General features: G+C 62.4%; 14 protein-coding genes. 7 read left to right on the top strand and 7 right to left on the bottom strand.

The genetic code is table 11. The features are described 5' to 3' along the window. Positions 1–95: 95 nt before the first annotated feature. On the top strand, positions 96–1190 hold the full coding sequence (gene zapE / locus V3C85_RS17045) for a cell division protein ZapE (RefSeq protein ID WP_331796591.1): 1095 nt from the start codon (positions 96–98) through the stop codon (positions 1188–1190). On the opposite strand, the gene V3C85_RS17040 is transcribed toward zapE, so the two are convergent. The 3 genes from V3C85_RS17040 to serB all read right to left on the bottom strand — a co-directional run bounded on the left by V3C85_RS17040 (position 1187) and on the right by serB (position 3364). Beyond that, positions 1187–1951, bottom strand: a complete 765-nt coding sequence (locus V3C85_RS17040) for a TSUP family transporter (protein ID WP_331796832.1) — start codon at positions 1949–1951, stop codon at positions 1187–1189. The genes zapE and V3C85_RS17040 overlap by 4 nt on opposite strands. A 61-nt stretch (positions 1952–2012) precedes the next feature. After that, positions 2013–2492 carry a GNAT family N-acetyltransferase gene (locus V3C85_RS17035; RefSeq protein WP_331796590.1) on the bottom strand — a complete coding sequence of 160 codons (480 nt, stop codon included), beginning with the start codon at positions 2490–2492 and terminating at the stop codon, positions 2013–2015. Beyond that, complete coding sequence (gene serB, locus V3C85_RS17030; protein WP_331796589.1) at positions 2489–3364, bottom strand: phosphoserine phosphatase SerB; 876 nt, start codon at positions 3362–3364, stop codon at positions 2489–2491. The genes V3C85_RS17035 and serB overlap by 4 nt, the downstream gene beginning before the upstream one ends. 154 nt (positions 3365–3518) lie before the next feature. On the opposite strand from serB, the gene V3C85_RS17025 reads away from it, so the two are divergent. The 4 genes from V3C85_RS17025 (at position 3519) to V3C85_RS17010 (ending at position 8035) form a co-directional block, all read left to right on the top strand. Then, positions 3519–4673 (top strand): phosphoserine transaminase, encoded by a 1155-nt coding sequence (locus V3C85_RS17025; protein ID WP_331796588.1) that lies wholly within the window; start codon positions 3519–3521, stop codon positions 4671–4673. 106 nt (positions 4674–4779) lie between these two features. Continuing rightward, positions 4780–6387 carry a phosphoglycerate dehydrogenase gene (serA, locus tag V3C85_RS17020; RefSeq protein ID WP_331796587.1) on the top strand — a complete coding sequence of 536 codons (1608 nt, stop codon included), beginning with the start codon at positions 4780–4782 and terminating at the stop codon, positions 6385–6387. A gap of 181 nt (positions 6388–6568) precedes the next feature. Beyond that, positions 6569–7267, top strand: a complete 699-nt coding sequence (locus V3C85_RS17015; protein ID WP_331796586.1) for a dimethylsulfonioproprionate lyase family protein — start codon at positions 6569–6571, stop codon at positions 7265–7267. A 39-nt stretch (positions 7268–7306) separates the two neighbouring features. Beyond that, on the top strand, positions 7307–8035 hold the full coding sequence (locus tag V3C85_RS17010; RefSeq protein WP_331796585.1) for a metallophosphoesterase: 729 nt from the start codon (positions 7307–7309) through the stop codon (positions 8033–8035). Here the strand turns inward: V3C85_RS17010 and V3C85_RS17005 are convergent. Then, positions 8032–8280, bottom strand: coding sequence for a hypothetical protein (locus V3C85_RS17005; RefSeq protein WP_331796584.1), 249 nt, complete (start codon positions 8278–8280; stop codon positions 8032–8034). The genes V3C85_RS17010 and V3C85_RS17005 overlap by 4 nt on opposite strands. Next, the gene (locus V3C85_RS17000) at positions 8277–8468 is read right to left on the bottom strand and encodes a hypothetical protein (RefSeq protein WP_331796582.1); all 192 of its coding nucleotides are present in this window, start codon (positions 8466–8468) and stop codon (positions 8277–8279) included. The genes V3C85_RS17005 and V3C85_RS17000 overlap by 4 nt, the downstream gene beginning before the upstream one ends. 111 nt (positions 8469–8579) lie before the next feature. Here V3C85_RS17000 and V3C85_RS16995 point away from each other — a divergent pair, with 111 nt between their 5' ends. After that, positions 8580–9746, top strand: coding sequence for an acetyl-CoA C-acyltransferase family protein (locus tag V3C85_RS16995; protein WP_331796581.1), 1167 nt, complete (start codon positions 8580–8582; stop codon positions 9744–9746). 32 nt (positions 9747–9778) lie between these two features. Here V3C85_RS16995 and pbpC read toward each other — a convergent pair whose 3' ends face one another. Both pbpC and V3C85_RS16985 read right to left on the bottom strand, forming a co-directional pair. Beyond that, complete coding sequence (gene pbpC, locus V3C85_RS16990; RefSeq protein WP_331796580.1) at positions 9779–11821, bottom strand: penicillin-binding protein 1C; 2043 nt, start codon at positions 11819–11821, stop codon at positions 9779–9781. After that, complete coding sequence (locus tag V3C85_RS16985) at positions 11818–17262, bottom strand: alpha-2-macroglobulin family protein (protein ID WP_445942036.1); 5445 nt, start codon at positions 17260–17262, stop codon at positions 11818–11820. Before V3C85_RS16985 ends, pbpC begins: the two co-directional genes overlap by 4 nt. 169 nt (positions 17263–17431) lie before the next feature. Between V3C85_RS16985 and V3C85_RS16980 the strand changes: the two genes are divergently transcribed. Further along, positions 17432–19960 carry a response regulator gene (locus V3C85_RS16980; protein WP_331796579.1) on the top strand — a complete coding sequence of 843 codons (2529 nt, stop codon included), beginning with the start codon at positions 17432–17434 and terminating at the stop codon, positions 19958–19960. Positions 19961–19963: the final 3 nt, after the last annotated feature.

Below are 19963 nucleotides of genomic sequence, written 5' to 3'. Positions count from 1 at the left end.
ACTGCCTGCGCCCATCCAATCGGTTTTGGCGACGATGAACAAGCCGCATTTCAGAGCGGTTGCCGTGCCGCCGCATACCACAGTATACGGGATGCATGAGGCAGACCCTGACCCAGATTTATGACGCCCGCGTGGCCGCAGGCACCCTGCGCCCCGACCCGGCGCAGCATGCCGTGCTGCCCGCCCTTGAAAACCTGCGCGCCTGGCTTGAGGAAACCGCCACCCGGCGCACGGGCCTGTTTGCAGGGTTGTTTGCCAAGCCGGTGCAACCGCCCAAGGGGCTGTATCTTTGGGGCGGGGTTGGGCGGGGCAAGTCGATGTTGATGGATCTGTTCGAAACATCCACCGATATTCCGCAAAAGCGCCGGGTGCATTTTCACGCTTTCATGCAAGAAATGCACAAGGCGATTCACGCCGCCCGGCAAAAGGGCGTCGATGATCCGATTGCCCCCGTGGCGCAGGCCGTGGCCAAGGATACCCGCCTGCTGGCCTTTGACGAGATGCAGATCACCGACATCACCGATGCGATGATCGTGGGCCGCCTGTTTGAACGGTTGTTCGCCGCAGGTGTGGTGATTGTCACCACCTCGAACCGGGTGCCCGAAGACCTCTACAAGAATGGCCTGAACCGTCAGTTGTTCCTGCCCTTTATCGATATGATCCGCGATCGGCTTTCGGTGGTGGAACTGGAAAGCCCGAATGACTATCGCCAACACCGGCTGCAAGGGGCGCAGGTCTATTTCCATCCGGCGGGCCAGAACCGAGGCCAGATTGCCGCGATCTGGGATGATCTGACCGGTGGGGCCAAGGGCCAGCCGCTCAGCCTGCCGGTCAATGGCCGCACGGTGGAATTGCCGCGCTTTGCCAATGGCGTGGGCCGTGCCAGCTTTTGGGAACTCTGCGCCCGCCCACTTGGCCCCGGCGATTACCTGGCCATCGCGGCGGCCATCCGGGTGCTGATCCTTGAAGACATCCCCCAGCTTTCCGCCTCGAACTACAATGAGGCCAAGCGCTTTGTCACCCTGATCGACGCGCTGTATGAGGCAAAGGTGCGCCTGATTTGTTCGGCCGCCGATACGCCCGAACGGCTGTATCTGGAGGGCACGGGCGCCTTTGAATTTGAGCGCACCGCCAGCCGCCTGCGCGAAATGCAGGCCGCCGATTGGGGCACGGACGGAACTGGCGGCTAACCCTGCCAGACCTGCCAGATCAGCCGCGCGGCCATGGCGGTAGAGGTGACCACCAGCAAGGGCTTGATCAGCCGCGCCCCGATGCGCAGCGCCAACCTGGCCCCGACATAGGCCCCGCCGATCTGGGCCAAGGCCATGGCCAGCCCCACGGCCCACCAGATCGCGCCCGAAAAGACAAAGACCATCAACGATCCGAAGTTTGAGGCGAAGTTCAGCAACTTGGTATGCGCCGTTGCCTTGAGCACGCCATAGCCCGCCAGCATGACAAACCCCAGCATGAAGAAACTGCCGGTGCCTGGGCCGAAAAAGCCATCATAGGCGGCGATCAGCGGCACGGCGGTAAAGGTGAACACCCCCGGCGCCAGCCGCTGTGCCCTGTCGTGATCGCTGAGGCCCGGTTTCAGCGCAAAGAACAGCGCCACAGCCACCAGGATCACCGGCATGATGATCCGCAACACCTCGGCCGGGATCAGATGGGCCACCATGGCGCCCGCCGCCCCCGACAGGCCCGCCACCACGGCCATCCGCGCCTGATGCCGCAATTTCACCTGGCCCGCCCGCGCGTAAGACACCGCCGCAGTTGCGGCCCCGAACGTGCCTTGCAGCTTGTTGGTCGCCAGGGCCTGCACCGGGTTGGCCCCGGCCAGCAGCAAGGCCGGCACGGTGATCAGGCCACCCCCCCCGGCAATGGCATCAACAAACCCGGCCACAAAGGCGGCAAGGATCAGCAACAGGGCCAGATCGGCGGTGACTTCAAACATCATGGCGTGGTTCTGATCCGCCCCGCGGGCGAAGTAAAGAGGCGGCTGCCCACCGATCGCGTCAGAGGTGAAGCACACGGTGGATACGGCCCACCACACGCCCATCTTGCAGGGCAAAATCCGGGTCATGCCCGTAATCGACAAAGCCCATCCGCGCGTAATAGGCCAGCCCTGCGGCATTATCGGCCCGGACCGTGGCATTCAGCGCAAGCAGCCCCAGGGCCCGGCAGGCGCGCAGGGTTTGCCCAAACAGCGCCGCGCCGATGCCACGGGCCTGCAGCCCCGGCCGCACATAGCTGCCGATATCGCCCCACCCCGTGGGCAGGGCCGGATGCCGACCGACCGCCTGCCAGCCCATCACCCGCAGGCTATCTTCGGCCACTGTGCAGCACAGGCAATCAGGCCCGTCGATATAATCGCGCCGCACCTGCAAGGCTGGTTTCTGCGCCTGATGCGCCGTTGTGCCCCCGATGCGGATCAGCTGGTTCTGAATGTCGGCCATGGCCGCGGCGTCGCGGGCCATGGCCGGGCGCAAGATCATTCTGCGAAATCCTCTGCCCCATAGCCCTGCAGATACAACAGTGCCGTCAGATCGCCATGGTTCACGCGCACCGAGCACTGGGCCTGCACACTTGGCTTGGCATGCAGCGCAACGCCCATCCCGGCCCGGTTCAGCATCGCCAGATCATTGGCCCCGTCACCCACGGCCACGGCATCGGCGGGGGTGATCCCCAGCCGGGCGGTGATTTCCTCTAGCGCATCCAGCTTGGCCTGTTTGCCCAGAATGGGCACAGCCACGCTACCAGCCAAGGTATCGCCCTCTACCATCAGCGTGTTGGCGCGGTTTTCGTCAAAGCCCAGAACTGCCGCGATCCGCGCGGTAAAGGCGGTAAAGCCGCCCGACACCAGCGCCGCATAGGCACCCTTGGCCCGCATCGTGGCCAACAGCGCCTTCCCCCCCGGCATCAAGGTGATCCGGTCGCGGATCACCCGGTCAATCACCGCAACGGGCAGCCCTTTCAGCAGCCCCACCCGTTCCCGCAGGGCGTCTTCAAAATCAAGCTCGCCATTCATCGCCCGCTTGGTGATCTCGGCGACATAGGCCCCCACCCCCGCCTCATCGGCCAGCTCGTCAATGCATTCCTGCTGGATCATCGTCGAATCCATATCGGCGATCAGCATCCGCTTTTTGCGCCCTGCGGCGGGTTGCACGGCCAGATCAATCCGCAGGGATTGCAAGCCTTCCCACACCTCCCACAGATTTGCGGGCATCGACTCCAGCCCAAATTCGGCTGCCACACCGGGGTTCAGCCAGACCGCATCGCCCCCGCCCCAGGCATTGCGCAGCGATTCAACGGTGACCCGGTCCAGAACCGGGGTGTCGGGGTTGGTCAAAAGGGTGGCCACAAACATCAGGTTTCCGATCGTGAACGAAGGCGTCGCTTTCAAAAGGTGATGCGACGCTTTAGCCCGATTTTCAGGCTTGTGCCAGATCGGTCGCCCCGATATCAGCAACAGCGGGACACCCTTCCCCAACGAAGGGCATATATCTGCAAGGATACCAGATATGGCTAATACCGCTCCGGCCGCGCGTCCGGCAAACCCGCGCTTTTCTTCTGGCCCCTGTGCCAAGATCCCCGGTTATTCACTCGACATGCTGGCAGACGCGCCCTTGGGCCGCTCGCACCGTGCCACCGTTGGCAAGGCCAAGCTGAAAGAGGCGATTGACCTTACCCGTGAAATTCTCGGCGTTCCTGCCGATTACCGCATCGGCATCGTTCCCGGCTCTGACACCGGCGCGGTCGAAATGGCGATGTGGACGATGCTGGGCGCCCGCCCGGTGGAAATGCTGGCATGGGAAAGCTTTGGCGAAGGCTGGGTCACCGATGCCGTCAAACAGCTTAAGCTTGACGCCAAGGTGAAAACGGCCCCCTACGGCCAGATCGTTGACCTGACCACGGTCGATTTCGACTGTGACGTTGTCTTTACCTGGAACGGCACCACCAGCGGCGTGCGCCTGCCCAATGCCGATGCCATCCCCGCCACTCGTCAAGGCCTGACCATCTGCGACGCCACAAGCGCCGCCTTTGCGATGGATCTGCCGTGGGACAAGCTGGATGTGACCACCTTTTCTTGGCAAAAAGTGCTGGGCGGCGAAGGTGCCCATGGCATGCTGATCCTGTCGCCACGCGCGGTGGAACGGCTGGAAACCTATACCCCCGCATGGCCGCTGCCCAAGGTCTTTCGTCTGACGTCGAAGGGCAAGATTTCCGAAGGCATCTTCGTGGGCGAAACCATCAACACGCCTTCGATGCTGGCGGTGGAAGATTATCTTGTGACCCTGAAATGGGCCAAGTCGATTGGCGGCCAGCCGGCCCTGATTTCCCGGGCCGAGGCCAATGCCCAGGTGATCCACGATTTCGTGGCCACCCATGACTGGATCGCCAATCTGGCCGAAGATCCGGCCACGGCTTCGACCACCAGTGTCTGCCTGAAATTCACCGACCCGCGCATCACCGACGGCGCAGCCTTTGCCAAGGCCGTTGCCAAGCGGCTGGAAAAGGAAGGCGTGGCCCTTGATATCGGGGCCTATCGCGATGCCCCCCCCGGCCTGCGCATCTGGTGCGGCTCGACGGTGGAAACCGCCGATGTGGCGGCGCTGATGCCCTGGCTGGACTGGGCCTTCCAGACGGAAATCGCGGCACTGCGAGCCGCCGCCTAAGTCGGGGCCGGGCTGAGCCCCGGCCTGCACCTCACCGCAATCACCGTATCACAGGCCGGGGGCACCCCCCGGCAGATCCCCCGTATTCCTGACAGGAGTCCCGCCAATGGCCGGTCAAACCAAACCCCGCGTTCTCGTCTCTGACGAACTGTCTGAAACCGCTGTCCAGATCTTCCGTGACCGTGGCGTTGATGTTGATTACATGCCCAAACTGGGCAAAGACAAAGAAAAGCTGGCCGAAATCATCGGGCAGTATGATGGCCTTGCCATCCGCTCGGCCACCAAGGTGACCGACAAGCTGCTGGCGCTGGCCACCAATCTGAAAGTCGTGGGCCGCGCGGGTATTGGCGTTGATAACGTCGATATTCCCGCCGCGTCGAAAAAAGGCGTGATCGTGATGAACACGCCCTTTGGCAATTCGATCACCACCGCAGAACATGCCATTGCAATGATGTTCGCCGTGGCCCGTCAGCTGCCCGAGGCCTCGGCCTCGACCCATGCCGGGAAATGGGAAAAGTCGAAATTCATGGGGGTTGAGTTGTTCAACAAGACCCTTGGCGTGATCGGCGCCGGCAACATTGGCGGCATTGTCTGCGACCGCGCCGTTGGCCTGAAAATGAAGGTCATCGCCTTTGACCCCTTCTTGTCGGAAGAACGCGCCACCCAGCTGGGCGTGACCAAGGTCGAGCTGGATGAACTGCTGGCGCGTGCCGATTTCATCACCCTGCACGTTCCGCTGACCGACAAGACCCGCAACATCCTGTCACGCGAAAACCTGGCCAAGACGAAAAAGGGGGTGCGTATCATCAACTGCGCCCGTGGCGGCCTGATTGACGAAGCCGCGCTGAAAGACGCGCTGGTGTCAGGCCATGTTGCCGGGGCTGCGCTTGACGTGTTCGAGGTGGAGCCAGCCACCGAAAACGTGCTGTTTGGCCTTCCAAACGTGGTGGTGACGCCGCACCTTGGCGCATCGACCAACGAAGCGCAGGAAAATGTGGCCCTGCAAGTGGCAGAACAGATGTCAGATTATCTGCTGACCGGTGCTGTGCAGAACGCGCTGAACATGCCCAATGTCAGCGCAGAAGAGGCCGCTGTCATGGGGCCGTGGGTCAAGCTGGCCAGCCATCTGGGTGCCTTTATCGGCCAGATGACCGAAGAGCCGATCAAGGCCATCAACATCCTGTATGATGGCCGCGTGACCGAAATGAACATCGCCGCCCTGAACCAGTCGGTGATTGCCGGTGTGCTGCGGGCCCAGAACCCGGATGTGAACCTTGTCTCTGCCCCGATCGTGGCCAAGGACAAGGGCATCCAGATTTCGACCACCCGTCAGGATAAATCGGGCGCCTTTGATGCCTATATCAAGGTGACCATGGTCACCGATACGCGCGAACGCTCGATCGCGGGCACTTGCTTCTCAGATGGCAAGCCGCGCTTTATCCAGATCAAGGGCATCAACATCGACGCCGAGGTGGGCGAGCATATGTTGTATACCACCAACGAAGACGTTCCGGGCATCATCGGCCTTTTGGGCATGACCATGGGCAAGAACGGCGTCAACATCGCCAACTTTACCCTTGGCCGGTCGGGCATCAACCAAGATGCCATCGCGCTGCTGTATCTTGACCAGCGGATCGATCAGAAAGTCGTCGATACGCTGGAAGCCACCGGCATGTTCCAGCAGGTCAAGCCGCTGCATTTCGAAGGCGCATAAAGGGGGCGGGGGCTTCGGCCCCCACTCTTCATCTTGGTGAAAATACTCCACGGGGGGTGCGGGGGGTGTGAAGCCCCCCGCTACCTGTTCAACCCGCGCCACACTGCGTCGCATTTGAACAAGCTCCAACGGATTGCGCTGCCCATCCTGCAGGTGATTTTCAGCTGCAAGGGGCGCTTTCATGGTCAAACCTTTTGCCAAGGCCAAACGGTCTTCGACCGATCGGGCCCTTTCGGCCATTGCCGATGTCTATGCCGCCGAAGGCCGCGTCCCGGCCACCCGCACGGCGCAGGCACTGCGACGGGGGCTGGGGCAGTCGCTTGGCTCTGCAAGCCACCCCTGCGCCTTTGATGACGATATCCGCCACTGCCTTGCCAGCTCAGACCGCCCTGCAGCAAAGGCCTTGCTGGCTGCGCAGGGCAATATTCCTTGGGGCGTCAACCCTGTGGCTGATCATATGACGCCCGATGCCGCCGGCATGGTGGCCGTTTGCACCTTGCTTGATCCAGATGGCCCGATCCACAGCCCTCTGTTCCGGCTTGGCCTGCTTTATATGCGCCCTGGCTCTTACTACCCGCTGCACAATCATGATGCTGATGAAACCTATGTCCTTGTCGCGGGCTCTGCGCTCTGGACAGCCGGAGGCGACACCCGTTGGCGTTCTGCGGGTGACTCGGTGCACCATCCCTCGCTGATGCCCCATGCTTTCCGCACTGCCGATCAGGGATTCGTCGCGCTTTGGCGATGGAGCGGGGATATCAACAGCCATTCCTACAGCTTCTTGCCTGACCCGGCAGCCGACCAGATTCCGCAAGACCTGATCGCCGACTTGCCGTTTCTGCCCGGTTCCCCTATCCCAAGGCCAATGCCGGGGGCGTGACAGACCCGCTGGCCTGTTTGCTTGCGAAAGGGGCTGCCCATGCGCGCCTATGCGATTGGCGATATCCATGGCCATCTCGGCCTGCTTCACGGTGTGCATGACCTGATCGCCAAGGACATGGCCCAGAATGGCCCCGCACCTGTTGTGCATGTGGGCGATCTGGTGGACCGCGGCCCCGACAGTGCAGGGGTGATCGAGTTTCTGTTGCAGGGGATGGCACAGGGCCAAGACTGGGTCGTGCTGAAGGGCAACCATGATCGCATGTTCTGGCGGTTTCTGAACGATCCGGCTGATCCTGAACCCGGTTTGCGCGCCGAATTGGGGTGGCTGCATCCCCGGCTTGGCGGCGCGGAAACCCTGGCCTCATACGGCCTGCACGCGCCGGGCGATCGCCCGCTGGCCCCTGTCCATGCAGACGCCATCGCCGCTGTTCCACAGGCGCATCGCGACTTTGTCGAGAATTTGCCCACGTCGCACCAGATGGACGGGCTGCTGTTCGTTCATGCGGGCATACGCCCCGGCATTGCGCTGCAAGATCAGCAGGAAACCGATCTGCTGTGGATCCGTGCCCCGTTTCTAGAACATCAGGGCAGCTTTGGCCCGCTGGTCATCCATGGCCATACCGCCATCGACACGCCCACCCATTACGGCAACCGCATCAACATCGACAGTTCTGCGGCCTATGGCGGGCCGCTCTCGGTGATCGTGATTGATGGGGGGCAGGTGTTTCACCTGACGCCCAAAGGCCGCATCCCGTTGCAGCCCTAGCGGGTGGCCGCGAAGGCCGCGCTAAGCATCAGCAGCACCACCGTCAGCACGGCCAGCAAACGCCGGTCGTGCTGAAACTGCGGCTCGCGCAGAAAGAGCAGTGGGGCGGCCATGCCCTGACGCAGGCCGGGCAGCATCTGGCCGGTGCGGGCGCGCATCAGCGCAAGCAGCCGAAACAGGCTGCGAAACGCCAGCACGACCCAGACCGCAAAGACCGCTGCCTGAACGATCAACCACGGGGTCACCGCCACAGCCCCCGAATCGCGGCAAGGGCCGACAGGCCAAAGAACAGCCCGGCCACCCCAACCACCTCAACCAGACCTGGCCCCTCGGGCAGGCCGCGCAGCCACAGGGCAGCCGCCAACAATCCAAGCCCAGCCACTGAAATACCCAGCCTGATCTTCCATTCCTTGCGTGATGGTCCGAATTTCATGCCCACAGTCTGCCTGCGCGGTGGCCTGCGGGCAAGTGCTGCCGGAACGTGACGTCATCTCCCCAAACGGGGCCACTCAGTCTAGACTGTGGCAAAGCAAGGGAGACACCCATGACCGATATTTTCATCCTGTCCGGCGCGCGCACCGCCATCGGCACTTTTGGCGGTGCCCTGTCTGGTATTGCGCCGATTGATCTGGCCAGCCATGCCATCAGCGCCGCCATCGCCCGCGCCGGTGTTGCGCCCGGCCAGATCGGCCATGTGGTGATGGGCCATATCATCAACACCGAACCGCGCGACATGTATCTGTCACGGGTGGCGGCGATGAATGCAGGTATTCCTGAAACCACCCCGGCGATGAACGTCAACCGGCTGTGCGGTTCCGGCGCGCAGGCGGTGGTGTCTGCAGCGCAAAGCCTGATGCTGGGCGATTGTGACATTGCCGTTGCGGGGGGTGCCGATTGCATGAGCCGCTCTCCGCATATTTTGCAAACGGCCCGCTTTGGCCAGAAAATGGGCGATACCCGTGCGCTGGACATGATGACAGGTGCGCTGACCTGCCCCTTTGGCACAGGCCATATGGGTGTCACCGCCGAGAATGTGGCAGCCGAACATGGGATCAGCCGCGCCGCACAAGATGCCTTTGCGTTCGAAAGCCAAAAGCGCGCCGCTCGTGCCATCAGTGAAGGCCGCTTTGCCGATCAGATCAGCCCGATCGAGGTGAAAACGCGCAAGGGCATGACGGTGTTCGAGACCGATGAACACCCCAAGGCTACCACGCTGGAGGCGCTGTCTGGCCTGAAGCCGGTGTTCCAGAAAGAGGGCACAGTCACAGCGGGCAATGCCAGCGGCATCAATGACGGTGCCGCAGCCCTTGTCTTGTCGCGCGGATTGCCGACCGGCATCAAGCCCCGCGCCCGCCTGCTGGGGTATGCCCATGCCGGGGTGGACCCAAAGGTGATGGGAATTGGCCCGGTACCAGCGGTGCGCGCGCTTTGTGCCAAGTTGGGGATGAAGCCCACCGATTTCGATCTGGTCGAGTCGAATGAGGCCTTTGCCGCCCAGGCCATCGCCGTGAACCGCGAGCTTGGTCTTGATCCCGCCCGCGTCAACCCGAATGGCGGGGCCATTGCGCTTGGGCATCCGGTTGGGGCCACAGGGGCCATTCTGGTGGTCAAGGCCTTGGCCGAGCTGGAGCGGACGGGTGGCAAAACCGCATTGATCACGATGTGCATCGGGGGCGGGCAGGGCATCGCCCTGGCGATTGAACGGGTCTGACCGGGGGGCTTTGGCCTGCGCGCCAGTGTGGGCTAACGCAGGCGAACACTGGCCCGCGCCGATTGCCCGTTGGCGTCGATCACCGACAGGGTGACAAAACCCCGTCCAAGGCGGGACAGCAGGCTGCTGCGCCCGCGCTCTGCCACGGCCAGCGGCACGCCGTCGGCCATCCAGGTAAAGGGCGCTTGCCCGCCTTCGACCTTGACCAGCAGGCCTTGTGGCAGCAGTTCAACCTCGGCCCCTTCGGGCGGGAAAGCCACGGCAGGGCCGTTGCCGGGCCCGGCCATCGCCTGTGCGCGTGACTGAAACCTTTGCAAGGGTTGGGGCAGCTCTGCATTTGACACCAACAGGGTGGCGGCAGGGGCGGGGGGCTGCGGGTCAAGCTGGCGTTTGAGTCTGGCAAAGGCCTGAAACAGAACTGGCGCGGCGGTATCGGCCCCAAAGGCGCCTGGCACCGGCGTGCCATCGGGCCGCCCCATCCAGACGCCAATCACATGCCGCCCATCATAGCCAATTGCCCAAGCGTCGCGATGCCCATAGCTGGTGCCGGTCTTGTAGGCGAGGCGGTTTTGTGGCGCCCCCGGCGGCGGGGCAAGGCCTGCCAGAATATCGGTGATTTGCCAGGCGGCCACGGCCGTCAGCACCCGTTGACCCGGCTCTTGCTGCCCCTGCATCGTGTGGGTCAGCGGCAGCGAAACGCCACCCCTTGCGATGGCGGCGTAAAGTTGCACCATATCTTCCAGGCTGATGCCAACCCCGCCCAAGCCGATGGCCAGCCCTGGCTGATCACCGGGCGCGTGCCATTTTACCCCGGATTTGTCCAAGGCTGACAGCAACTTGGCGGGCCCCAGCGCATCCAGCACCTGCACAGCGGGCAGGTTCAGTGACAGCTGCAAGGCCTCACGCATGCGCAGGGTGCCGCGAAACATCCGATCAAAGTTTTGCGGCGCATAGGTGCCAAAACGCATCGGACGATCATCGATCATCGTTTCCGGGTGGCCAAGGCCTTGGTCAAAGGAAAGGCCGTAAATCAATGGCTTAAGCGTTGATCCGGGGCTGCGCAGGGCCTGTGTCATATCAACAAAGCCCTGCCGATGATCGGCCTGAAATGCCGCTGATCCGACACTGGCCAACACCTCGCCCGATCCGTGATCTGCCACAACCATGGCAAGCTGAACCCGCTCTCCCTGACCTGCGATGACGTCTTTTGCCAAGGCTTCCAGTGACTTTTGCAACCCTGCCTGCAAGGTCAGAACATGCACCCGCGCTGCGGGGTCTTCGGCCACGACCCGATCGGCAAAATGCGGCGCAAGGGCTGGAAAGGCGCGGCGGATGTGGGGCACGGGTTCGGTCAGTGCGGCAACAGATTGATCTTGCGCCAGAATGCCATCCCGCATGGCACGGGCCAGCACCTTTTCCCGCGCGGCCACTGCGCGGCCATGGGCGCGGTCGGGGCGGCGGCTTTCGGGCGCTTGGGGAATGGCCACCAGCAAGGCGGACTCGGCCGGGGTCAGGCGCCGTGGCTCTTTTCCGAAATAGGCAAAAGACGCGGCCCGCACGCCTTCAAGATTGCCACCAAAGGGTGCAAGATGCAGATAAAGCTGCAAAATCTGGTCCTTGGTCAGCCGCCGCTCCAGGGCCCAGGCCACCCGCATCTGACGGAACTTGCCGTCAAGCGCCCCGGTTCCACTGTCTTCCAGCAGGCGCGCGACCTGCATCGTCAGTGTCGATCCGCCCGAAATCACCCGGCCATTCAGCGCGGCCTGTTTGACCGCCCGCGCCATCGCCCACAGGTCAACGCCGCTATGTGTCCAGAACCTTTTGTCCTCATAAGCCACCAGCATGCGGAGATAGCCGTCATCCACCTCGGCCCCCTGAATGGCCAGCCGCCAACGCCCGTCAGAAACGGTATAGGCGCGCAGCAACGTGCCGGTCCGGTCTTTTACCTCGACCGAGGTTTCCAGCGCCAACGGGGGCAGTTGGGTGGCATCAACCCAATCTGACCACTGATCGCGGCCAAGGGCGGCCAGCCACAGGCCCGCCGCCAAGGTAAAGATGAAGCCTGCGGATTTCATTGTGAAATCGTCAAGCGCCCTGTTTCACTGCGGGCGCGGAACATCGGTTGATACATATCCTCAACCGAGGCCGCAGGATGGTGGAACTGGCCCGGTGACACTGCCCGCACGATATAGGCCAACCTGAAGGCATCGCCCGTGTCGCGGTCGATGGCCGTCAGGAACCGGTCTTGCCGAAACTCGCTATGCGCCACATCGGATTCCAGCCCCAGCCAGTCAAGATTGGCCAAAGACCCGCCGGAAATCAGGTTTGGATTGTCGATCTCAAACCCAGCGGGCAAAGGGTCGCTGACCATCAGCCGTGCCTCGCCCGAGGCAAAGGGGGTAATTTCCAGCACCGTGACCAAACGATCACCCACCTTTACCCCCTCAAGCGATGCGGTATTTCCGTCCAGCGTATAGTAACTGCGGCTGATGGCATAGCCATTGCCCCCCGCCGGCTCGGGCTGCGAGGGCACGCCATAGGTTGTCAGCGTGATCTGTGTATCGGCCCCGGTGTTCTGCACGATCACCGGGCGCGAGTTTGCATCCAGCATTCGCACTGGGGGGCCGCTGGCGGGTTGGCCGTCGATCAACAGGCCATCTGCCGCGGGCCGGTCGATCAGGGCATGGGTGGCCATCAGCGCCCAGGTTGCCTCTTGAGTTGAAAGACCATCAGTCCGCGCTGCAAGTGCGGCGGTCAGGGTCTCTTGGTCAATGGTCTGAGTGCCGGATTCGATGGCCAGCGTCAGAAGGGCAGCGGCGTCCCGGTAATTGGTGCCATAATCGCTGCGCCAGACTTGCGCAGTTTCGCTTTGCATCAGCGCCTGGGTCCGGGCGGCGGCGCGGCGGAACATTGCATCTGCCCGTGTTTGATCGCCATAGCTGGCAAGGGCTGCGCCCAACTGTGCCTGCGCCAAAGCGGTGCGGAAATCGGCGCCTTTCACATCGGCGTAATAGCGCAGATCGCCAATGGCCGCCGCACCTTCGCGGGCCAGAACCATCAGCGCATAGGCCAACGCCTGCCCGCCCCCATTGGCGCTGTCGTCGAAATCAGGGGCGTAGTTCACCTGATTGCGCAGATTGTCCAACGCTTGCCGGAAGGCGATGTCGGGCACGGCATGGCCTTGTGCCCGCGCGCGCGACAGGAAGTCGGTGACATAGGCGTCAAGCCACAAGTCACCATCACCCGGCCCCCACAGGCCGAACCCGCCTTCGGCCCCCTGATTGGTCAGGATTTCGGTCACCGCCTGATCAATGCGGCTGCGGATGTTGGTGGCACCGGGCAGATTCATCGCCTGCGCCATCTCATCCAGATACAGCAGTGGCAAAGCCTTGGACGTGACTTGTTCGGTGCAGCCATAGGGATAGCGGTCAAGCGCCGCCAAAAGGCCCGGCGCATTCAGCCGGGCCAGCGGGCCAATGGCCAGCGTGGCCTTTGCAGTGCCAGGGGCCAGATCGGCAAAGGCGTTTTGATCAAAGGTCAAGGTCTGGCCACGGGCCAATGTCAGGCGGGTGGTGCGCGCCACCTCGGGGTCATTGGCCTGAACCGGAACGGTCAGGGTTTTTTGCAAGACCTTACCATCTGGCGTGGTCAGGGTCAGGTCGATGCTGTGCAGCCCCGTTTCACCCGCTTTCACAGGCACGGCAAAGACCGCCTTTGCCTTGTCACCCAGATCAAAGCCCGAAGGCACCGTGCCAAGCGTCAGCCCGTTGGCCACCACGTCCAGCCCCATACGACCCGAAGGCCCGCTGGCATGGACGATTTCCAGCAACATCCGGCTTTCATCGCCCGGCGCCAGAAACCGTGGCAGACTGGCCGTCACCACGACAGGGTCGCGCACCAGCACATCGGCGCTTGCCTCGCCCACCCCGGTTTTCGACCAGACTACGGCCATCACCTTGACCGTGCCGTTGAAGGACGGCATGTCAAAACTGGTGCGGGCATAGCCATCGGTGCCGACCTGCACGGGGCCCGTGAAATAGGCCACCAGTTCTTCTGTCGGAGGGGGGGCCTGCAATCGCGCCTGCGCGCCGGCATCACCACCCGAGCGGACCTGCCCCTCGGCCCCGTTCATCCCGTCGATCAGTCGGCCATAGAGATCCCGAATGCCGACGCCAAGTTTGCGCTGACCGAAGAAATGGCCAGAGGGGGAGGGCGGCTCAAATCCCGTCAGATTGAGGATACCCTGATCAACAGCGGCAAGGGTCGCATACACGGTTTCGCCCGGTTGCGCGCCTTCAACCTTGACGGCGATGTTCAGGGGGCTGCGGGGGGCGGCTTCGGCTGCTACCTCGACAGTTGCCGTCAGTTTGTGGGGGCCGGGGTCGATTGCGGCATGGGCCAGCCCAAGGGCGCGGGTGGGGTTGCGCCCCGCTGCCACATCCATCGGGCGCAGAACCGCAGCCGTGACATAGACGCCCGCGCCCCAATCATCGGTCACGGGCAGGGAAATCAGGTTTTCGCCTTCGGTTACCTCTACGGCCTGCATCGCGATCAGGCGGTTTGACAACACGCTGATCAAAGCAGTGCCCCCAGCCCTTGGCACGATGCGCAGTGTGGCGGTGTCACCGGGCCGATAGGCTGGTGCATCCAGCGAAAGCTCTAGCATGTCGGGGGTGGTCGAGACATCGGCCGGTGCAAACCAACCCGCGTAAAAGGTGGTCGAGCTGACGGCATAGCTGCCGTCCGCGCGTTCGACCCGCAGTTCATATTCCCCCCATGTGACGGGGGCGGAAATCTCAACGGCTGTGCTGCCCAATTGGGCCACGCCCTCGGCCGCAATGCTGCGCGAGGTTACAGGCTCCCAGTTCCAATTGCCGTAAGATTGATACCATTGATACTCGGTCTCGATGCGGCTGAGCACCCATTTCACCGGCATTGCCACCGGCGCGGCTTCGGGACCGACGCCGATCAGGCCGAAGCGGGCTTCGGTGCCTTCGGCGACCACGCCGTCGAACATCGGTTTGATGCCGATCATCGGGGCCGAAGGGGTCAACAGTTTGGTGGTCTGCCGTTCCACGGGCCGCCCCGAGCCTTCGGCCACGCGCACGGTGAACCGCGCCTCGATCGGGCGAAGTGGGTCATCCGTTTCTGGCAACATCGGAAAAATCGTGGCCAGACCGCTGGCATCGGTGACATCGCCGCCGAACCCTTCCATTCTGGCGACAAAGGGGTCGTCGTGGGGGCCGAAAACATAGCCCGCATAGCCCTGCAATTCAGATGCAGCGCGCAGCAGAACCTCACCCTCTATCGGCAGATCGGCGCCAGGCGCACCAAACAGATAGCGCGCTTGCACCGTGAGTTCGGGAGTTTCGCCAAGGCGCAGCGGGCCTTCGGCAACCGCCAAGTCAAAGTCGATACGTTCGGGCAGGAAATCTTCGACCAGAAAGGTTTTCGTTGCCAAGGGGGCGGCTTGCAAATCTGCCAGCACCTCTAGCCGCCAGACGCCGCGCGGTGCGCTGCCGGCAATCGGAAGCTGGAAGATATGGCCCCCGGCACCACTGTCGGCCACAAGGGCACGGGTATATTCAACCCCGTCGGGGCGTTTCAGCACGGCCGTCAGCGGCAGGTCCACCACTGCCTCGGCCCGGGTGTCGCGTGCAAGGGCCGTTGCGTAAACCGTTTCTCCGGCACGATAGGCCCCGCGGTCGGTGGTCAGGAAGACATCAACGGGCGGGGCAGGCTCGCGCCCTTCAACCCCACGGTCTGACAGATCAAACTCTGGGTCAGTCAGCGACAGAAAGGCAAGATCGGCCTCGCCCTCGCGGGCGATGACCAGTGCGGGCGACTGGCCGCCCGTGCCCCGCGTCAGCCCCGCATCAAACCAGGCATAGCCGCTGGCATCGGTGGTGGTCTGGCCCAGAACCTCATTGGCCGATGACAGCAATTCAACCGCTACCCCAGCTTTTGCCGCCGCAGTGCCAAGGCTGCGGACAAAGACATGCAGGCCATCCACGCCCGACAGGGTGGTCAGCCCCAGATCAGAGACAACGAACCACTGCCAGCCGGGGGCGATTTCATAGGGGTCTTCGCCTGGAACCGCTGCTTTCAGGGCGTAAACCCCGGCAGGCTGGCCTTGCAACGCTTGGGCCATTGGCAGGCGCGTGGTGACATCGCGGTTCACATCGACCGGCACAGTGGCTGTTCCAGACCACACCTTGGTGCCCACCTCGTCGCGGAAGTTGTCTTCCTGCCAGTCGGCCATCGGCTGGCTCAGATAGCCGTTCTGGAAAGACCGCAGCAGATTGCGGTCGGTTACGCGATACAGCGTCAGATCCAACGCCGCAGTGTTGACAGTGACGACTGGCAGTGCGGCCTGATCGCCCTTGGGCAAAACATAGGCCCGGCCCGGAAAGCGCACGAGTGCGGAGCGATCACGGATATAGGCGGTGAGGGCCACGGATTTTGCCAAGGTCTGGCCATCGGCCGCGGGCAGGCCTTCGCGGAAGGTTACGGTATAGCGCGCGCCATGTGCCACACCTTCAACGCACAGATTGCGCCAGCCATCCGAGGTGACGGTCAGGCCCGGTTCGGGCAGTTGCACATAGCTTTCGTAATCGACGCCCGATTTCACCAGATCTTCGGAAAAGGTGGCACAAATTCTGGGACGGGTGCTGTCGGCCTGCACCTGATCTTCGATGATACGGAATCCATATTTGGCAATGGCGCTGTCCAGCAGCGTTTCAGTATCATCGCGAAACTGCTGCGCTTGTGCCAATCGCAGGGCCTGCACGGTATCTGGGCCACGGTTCAGTTGTTCCAGCGCATCAGCCATCGTCAGCAAGATACTGTGACGCAACCCTTTGTTTTCGCTGCGCAGATAGGCATTGGTGCTGGCTGTAACGGCGCGGGCAAGATGCATACGGGCATTGCCCCGATCCGTCTGGGCCGACAACAGCAACAGCCGCGCATATTCGGTCCAATCGGCCCCTGCGTCCGACAGGTTGGTGGCCGCGCCCACAAACCGCATGGCTTGCAAGATGTTGCCAGCCTGTTCAGCCTCGGCCGCGGCAGCAAGGTGATCGGCGGCGGTGAAACCGTTCGACGTATGGGTGCTGCCCAGAGTTTGCGCCATATCGCGCGCCTCGGCCAAGTCGTCATCCGACAGAAAGCCCAGATCGGCGCGCGCGGCGTTTGCCAGCGCATTGGCCCCCGGGGCGGCCTTTAGAACGTAGCCGGACACAGCATTGGCAAAAGGCACCGAGGATCCCGGCGCTGCCTTTGGAAAGCAACTGCCGTTGCGGGTGTTAAAGGTAAAGGCCGTGCAGCGGCTGTTGGTGAGGCAGGCCTTTTCACAGGCCTCGATCGTGGTGTCGAAAAGCTGGGCGATGTCGCCCCCGGGCAAGTCGATGCCCGGCACAATGGTCATGCGCGATTCCGGGATCAGGGCCGTGTCTTGTGCGAGAGAAGGGGCAGCCATCGCCAGACAGGCCACCATGGCCGATACCAGAATGCGCATTATAAATCCTCCGGTTGGAATGGCGGCATGGTGCACCTCTGACCAGAGTCGCGCAAGCCAAGTTAGGGTCAGGTATTCCTTTGTCATGTTAAGAGGGGATTCACTTTGTTGCTTCTATGTTCCGGTTCAAAGGTGCTTGGCAGAAGGCCCGGTGAATGGATTGCGGCAGATGGATCTGACCGAAAGGCTGGCAAAGGAAAGGCGCGCGCGGTTGGCGGCGGAACGCCTGCTTGAACATAAGCAGCGCGAACTTTTTGCCGCCAACGAAAAGCTTGCCCTGCATGCACGGGGCCTTTCTGATCAGGTGGTCCAACAGCGCAGCGCCGTCCGTTCTGCCAAGTCAGAGGCCGAGGCGCTGAAAGGCCAGAACGCCCGCTTTCTGCGCGAGTTGGAGAATGCCCATACCGTTGCGGTGATGGCCGAACGTCGGCTTTGGGATTCGATCAACACCATCAAGGATGGCTTCGCCGTTTTTGATTCGCAGCAAAAGCTGGCCACGGCAAACCGGGCCTATCTTTCCGCCTTTGAGGGGCTGAATGTGGGCATTGGCAGCCCTTATTCCGACATTCTGGCGCTGTGTGCCGAGACGGGCTTGGTGCGTTTGGGGGGCGAGGCCCCGGCGGATTGGATCGCCCGCATGGTGCAACGCTGGGAAAGTGACCCGATCGAACCCGAGGTCATCCAGTTCTCAAATGGCAATTATGTGCGCCTTGTCGATCGCCGTGCCCGGGATGGCGACATGGTGACACTGGCGCTGGATATCACCGAACAGATGCGGATCTGGGCGGCGATTGAGGCGATTCCCGATGGCTTTGTACTTTTTGACAGGGAGGATAAACTCTTGATCTGCAATCAGCGCTACCGCGAACTCTATCCTGAAAGCGCCGAGGCGGTGGTGCCGGGGGCGACCTTTGAGTCCATCCTGAAATATGGATTGGGGCAGGGCCAGTTCACCGATGCAGCCGGGCGAGAGGCGGAATGGCTGTCAGAGCGAATGCAACAGCATCGCGATGCGGTGACCATGCTGGAACAGCCCGTTGCTGGCGGGCGTTGGCTGCGGGTGTTGGAGCAGCCCACCCCCGATGGTGGCCGGGTCGGTTTGCATGTTGATATCACCGGGCTCAAGCAGCAGCAGGCAGATCTTGAGGCTGCCCGGCAGCAGGCCGAGGCGGCGAACCGGGCAAAATCAGCCTTTCTGGCCAACATGTCGCATGAAATCAGAACCCCGATGAACGGGGTTGTCGGTATGGCCGAACTGTTGTGCGATACCGCCCTGTCCGAAGAGCAGCGCCTGTTTGCCGAAACGATCAAATCCTCGGGCGAGGCGTTGTTGGTCATCATCAACGACATTCTCGATTATTCGAAGATTGAGGCGGAACGGCTGACTCTGCACCCAGAGCCGTTTGATCTGGAGCGGATGATCCATGAAGTGACCATGCTGCTGCAGCCACGCGCACGGGCCAAAGGCATCGATCTGCTGATTGATTACGACATGTTCTTGCCCACCCGTTTTATCGGCGATCCGGGGCGTGTGCGGCAGGTGCTGACAAATCTGCTGGGCAATGCCGTCAAATTCACCGAGGCGGGGCACGTTCTTGTGCGCGTCGTCGGTCTGGATGACGAAGGGGGGCGCCAGCAACTGCATGTGACGGTTGAAGATACCGGCATCGGCATTCTGCCTGAATATCTGGACCACGTCTTTGGCGAGTTCAATCAGGTGGAAAGCGAACAGAACCGCAAATTTGAGGGCACGGGCCTGGGCCTTGCCATCACGCGTCGTCTGATCGAACGGATGCAAGGCTCGGTCTGGGTGGACAGTGAGTTGGGCAAGGGGTCTTGCTTTGGTTTTCGCGTTGCCCTGCCGGTGGCAGAAAACGCAGTGCCGACACGCTTGCCGATTTCGGTTCACAAGGCTTTGGTGGTTGATGACCAATTCATCAACCGCACCATCCTTGAGCGTCAGTTGACCCCGCATGACATCAAAGTCACCCTGTGCCGGTCCAGCGCCGAGGCGCTGGAGGTTCTGGCGCGCGACAGCAGCTTTGACGTGATCCTGACCGACCATGAAATGCCCGAAATGGATGGCATAGACTTCGTGCGCGCGGTGCGTGCCGCTGGCTTGACCTTGCCGATCGTCATGCTGTCCTCAAACCCGATCGCCGCGCGCGAAAAGGGCGGCGATCTTGATCTTGCCGGGATCTTGCAAAAGCCGGTTTTGCGGGCCGAACTCTACCGTCACTTGCAGGCGCTTTCCGCGCCTGTGCCGGCCCAGCCAACGGCCCGCCCCGCAGTGTCGGCGGGTCAGCGCAAGATGCGGGTTCTGGCGGCCGAGGACAATCGGACGAACCAGTTGGTATTTGGCAAGATGGTGCGCAACCTGAACATTGAGCTGATCTTTGCAGACAACGGGCGCGAAGCGGTTGAGAAATTTCAGGCCGAAAAGCCTGACTTGATCTTTATGGATATTTCGATGCCCGAGATGGATGGGCGCGAAGCCACCGAGGCCATCCGCAGGCTTGAGGCAGGCCGGTCGCATGTGCCGATTGTGGCGCTGACCGCCCATGCGATGGAAGGGGATGAAACCGGGGTTCTGGCCAGCGGCATGGATCAATATCTGACCAAGCCGTTGAAAAAGTCGGCCCTTTTGGCAACGATGGTTGAATTCCGGCCCGCCGATGCCGCCCCGGTAGAACTATGATGC

It is taken from the genome of Pseudotabrizicola sp. L79 (assembly GCF_036553525.1).
Taxonomy (GTDB): domain Bacteria; phylum Pseudomonadota; class Alphaproteobacteria; order Rhodobacterales; family Rhodobacteraceae; genus Pseudotabrizicola.
This window is presented reverse-complemented; position numbering and strand designations above follow the sequence as displayed.

What these genes read in the sequence shown, in the direction of transcription:
- zapE (WP_331796591.1), top strand. Translation starts at nt 96, where the DNA reads ATGAGGCAGACCCTGACCCAGATTTATGACGCCCGCGTGGCCGCAGGC.
- V3C85_RS17040 (WP_331796832.1), bottom strand. Translation starts at nt 1,951, where the DNA reads ATGTTTGAAGTCACCGCCGATCTGGCCCTGTTGCTGATCCTTGCCGCC.
- V3C85_RS17035 (WP_331796590.1), bottom strand. Translation starts at nt 2,492, where the DNA reads ATGATCTTGCGCCCGGCCATGGCCCGCGACGCCGCGGCCATGGCCGAC.
- serB (WP_331796589.1), bottom strand. Translation starts at nt 3,364, where the DNA reads ATGTTTGTGGCCACCCTTTTGACCAACCCCGACACCCCGGTTCTGGAC.
- V3C85_RS17025 (WP_331796588.1), top strand. Translation starts at nt 3,519, where the DNA reads ATGGCTAATACCGCTCCGGCCGCGCGTCCGGCAAACCCGCGCTTTTCT.
- serA (WP_331796587.1), top strand. Translation starts at nt 4,780, where the DNA reads ATGGCCGGTCAAACCAAACCCCGCGTTCTCGTCTCTGACGAACTGTCT.
- V3C85_RS17015 (WP_331796586.1), top strand. Translation starts at nt 6,569, where the DNA reads ATGGTCAAACCTTTTGCCAAGGCCAAACGGTCTTCGACCGATCGGGCC.
- V3C85_RS17010 (WP_331796585.1), top strand. Translation starts at nt 7,307, where the DNA reads ATGCGCGCCTATGCGATTGGCGATATCCATGGCCATCTCGGCCTGCTT.
- V3C85_RS17000 (WP_331796582.1), bottom strand. Translation starts at nt 8,468, where the DNA reads ATGAAATTCGGACCATCACGCAAGGAATGGAAGATCAGGCTGGGTATT.
- V3C85_RS16995 (WP_331796581.1), top strand. Translation starts at nt 8,580, where the DNA reads ATGACCGATATTTTCATCCTGTCCGGCGCGCGCACCGCCATCGGCACT.
- pbpC (WP_331796580.1), bottom strand. Translation starts at nt 11,821, where the DNA reads ATGAAATCCGCAGGCTTCATCTTTACCTTGGCGGCGGGCCTGTGGCTG.
- V3C85_RS16985 (WP_445942036.1), bottom strand. Translation starts at nt 17,262, where the DNA reads ATGCGCATTCTGGTATCGGCCATGGTGGCCTGTCTGGCGATGGCTGCC.
- V3C85_RS16980 (WP_331796579.1), top strand. Translation starts at nt 17,432, where the DNA reads ATGGATCTGACCGAAAGGCTGGCAAAGGAAAGGCGCGCGCGGTTGGCG.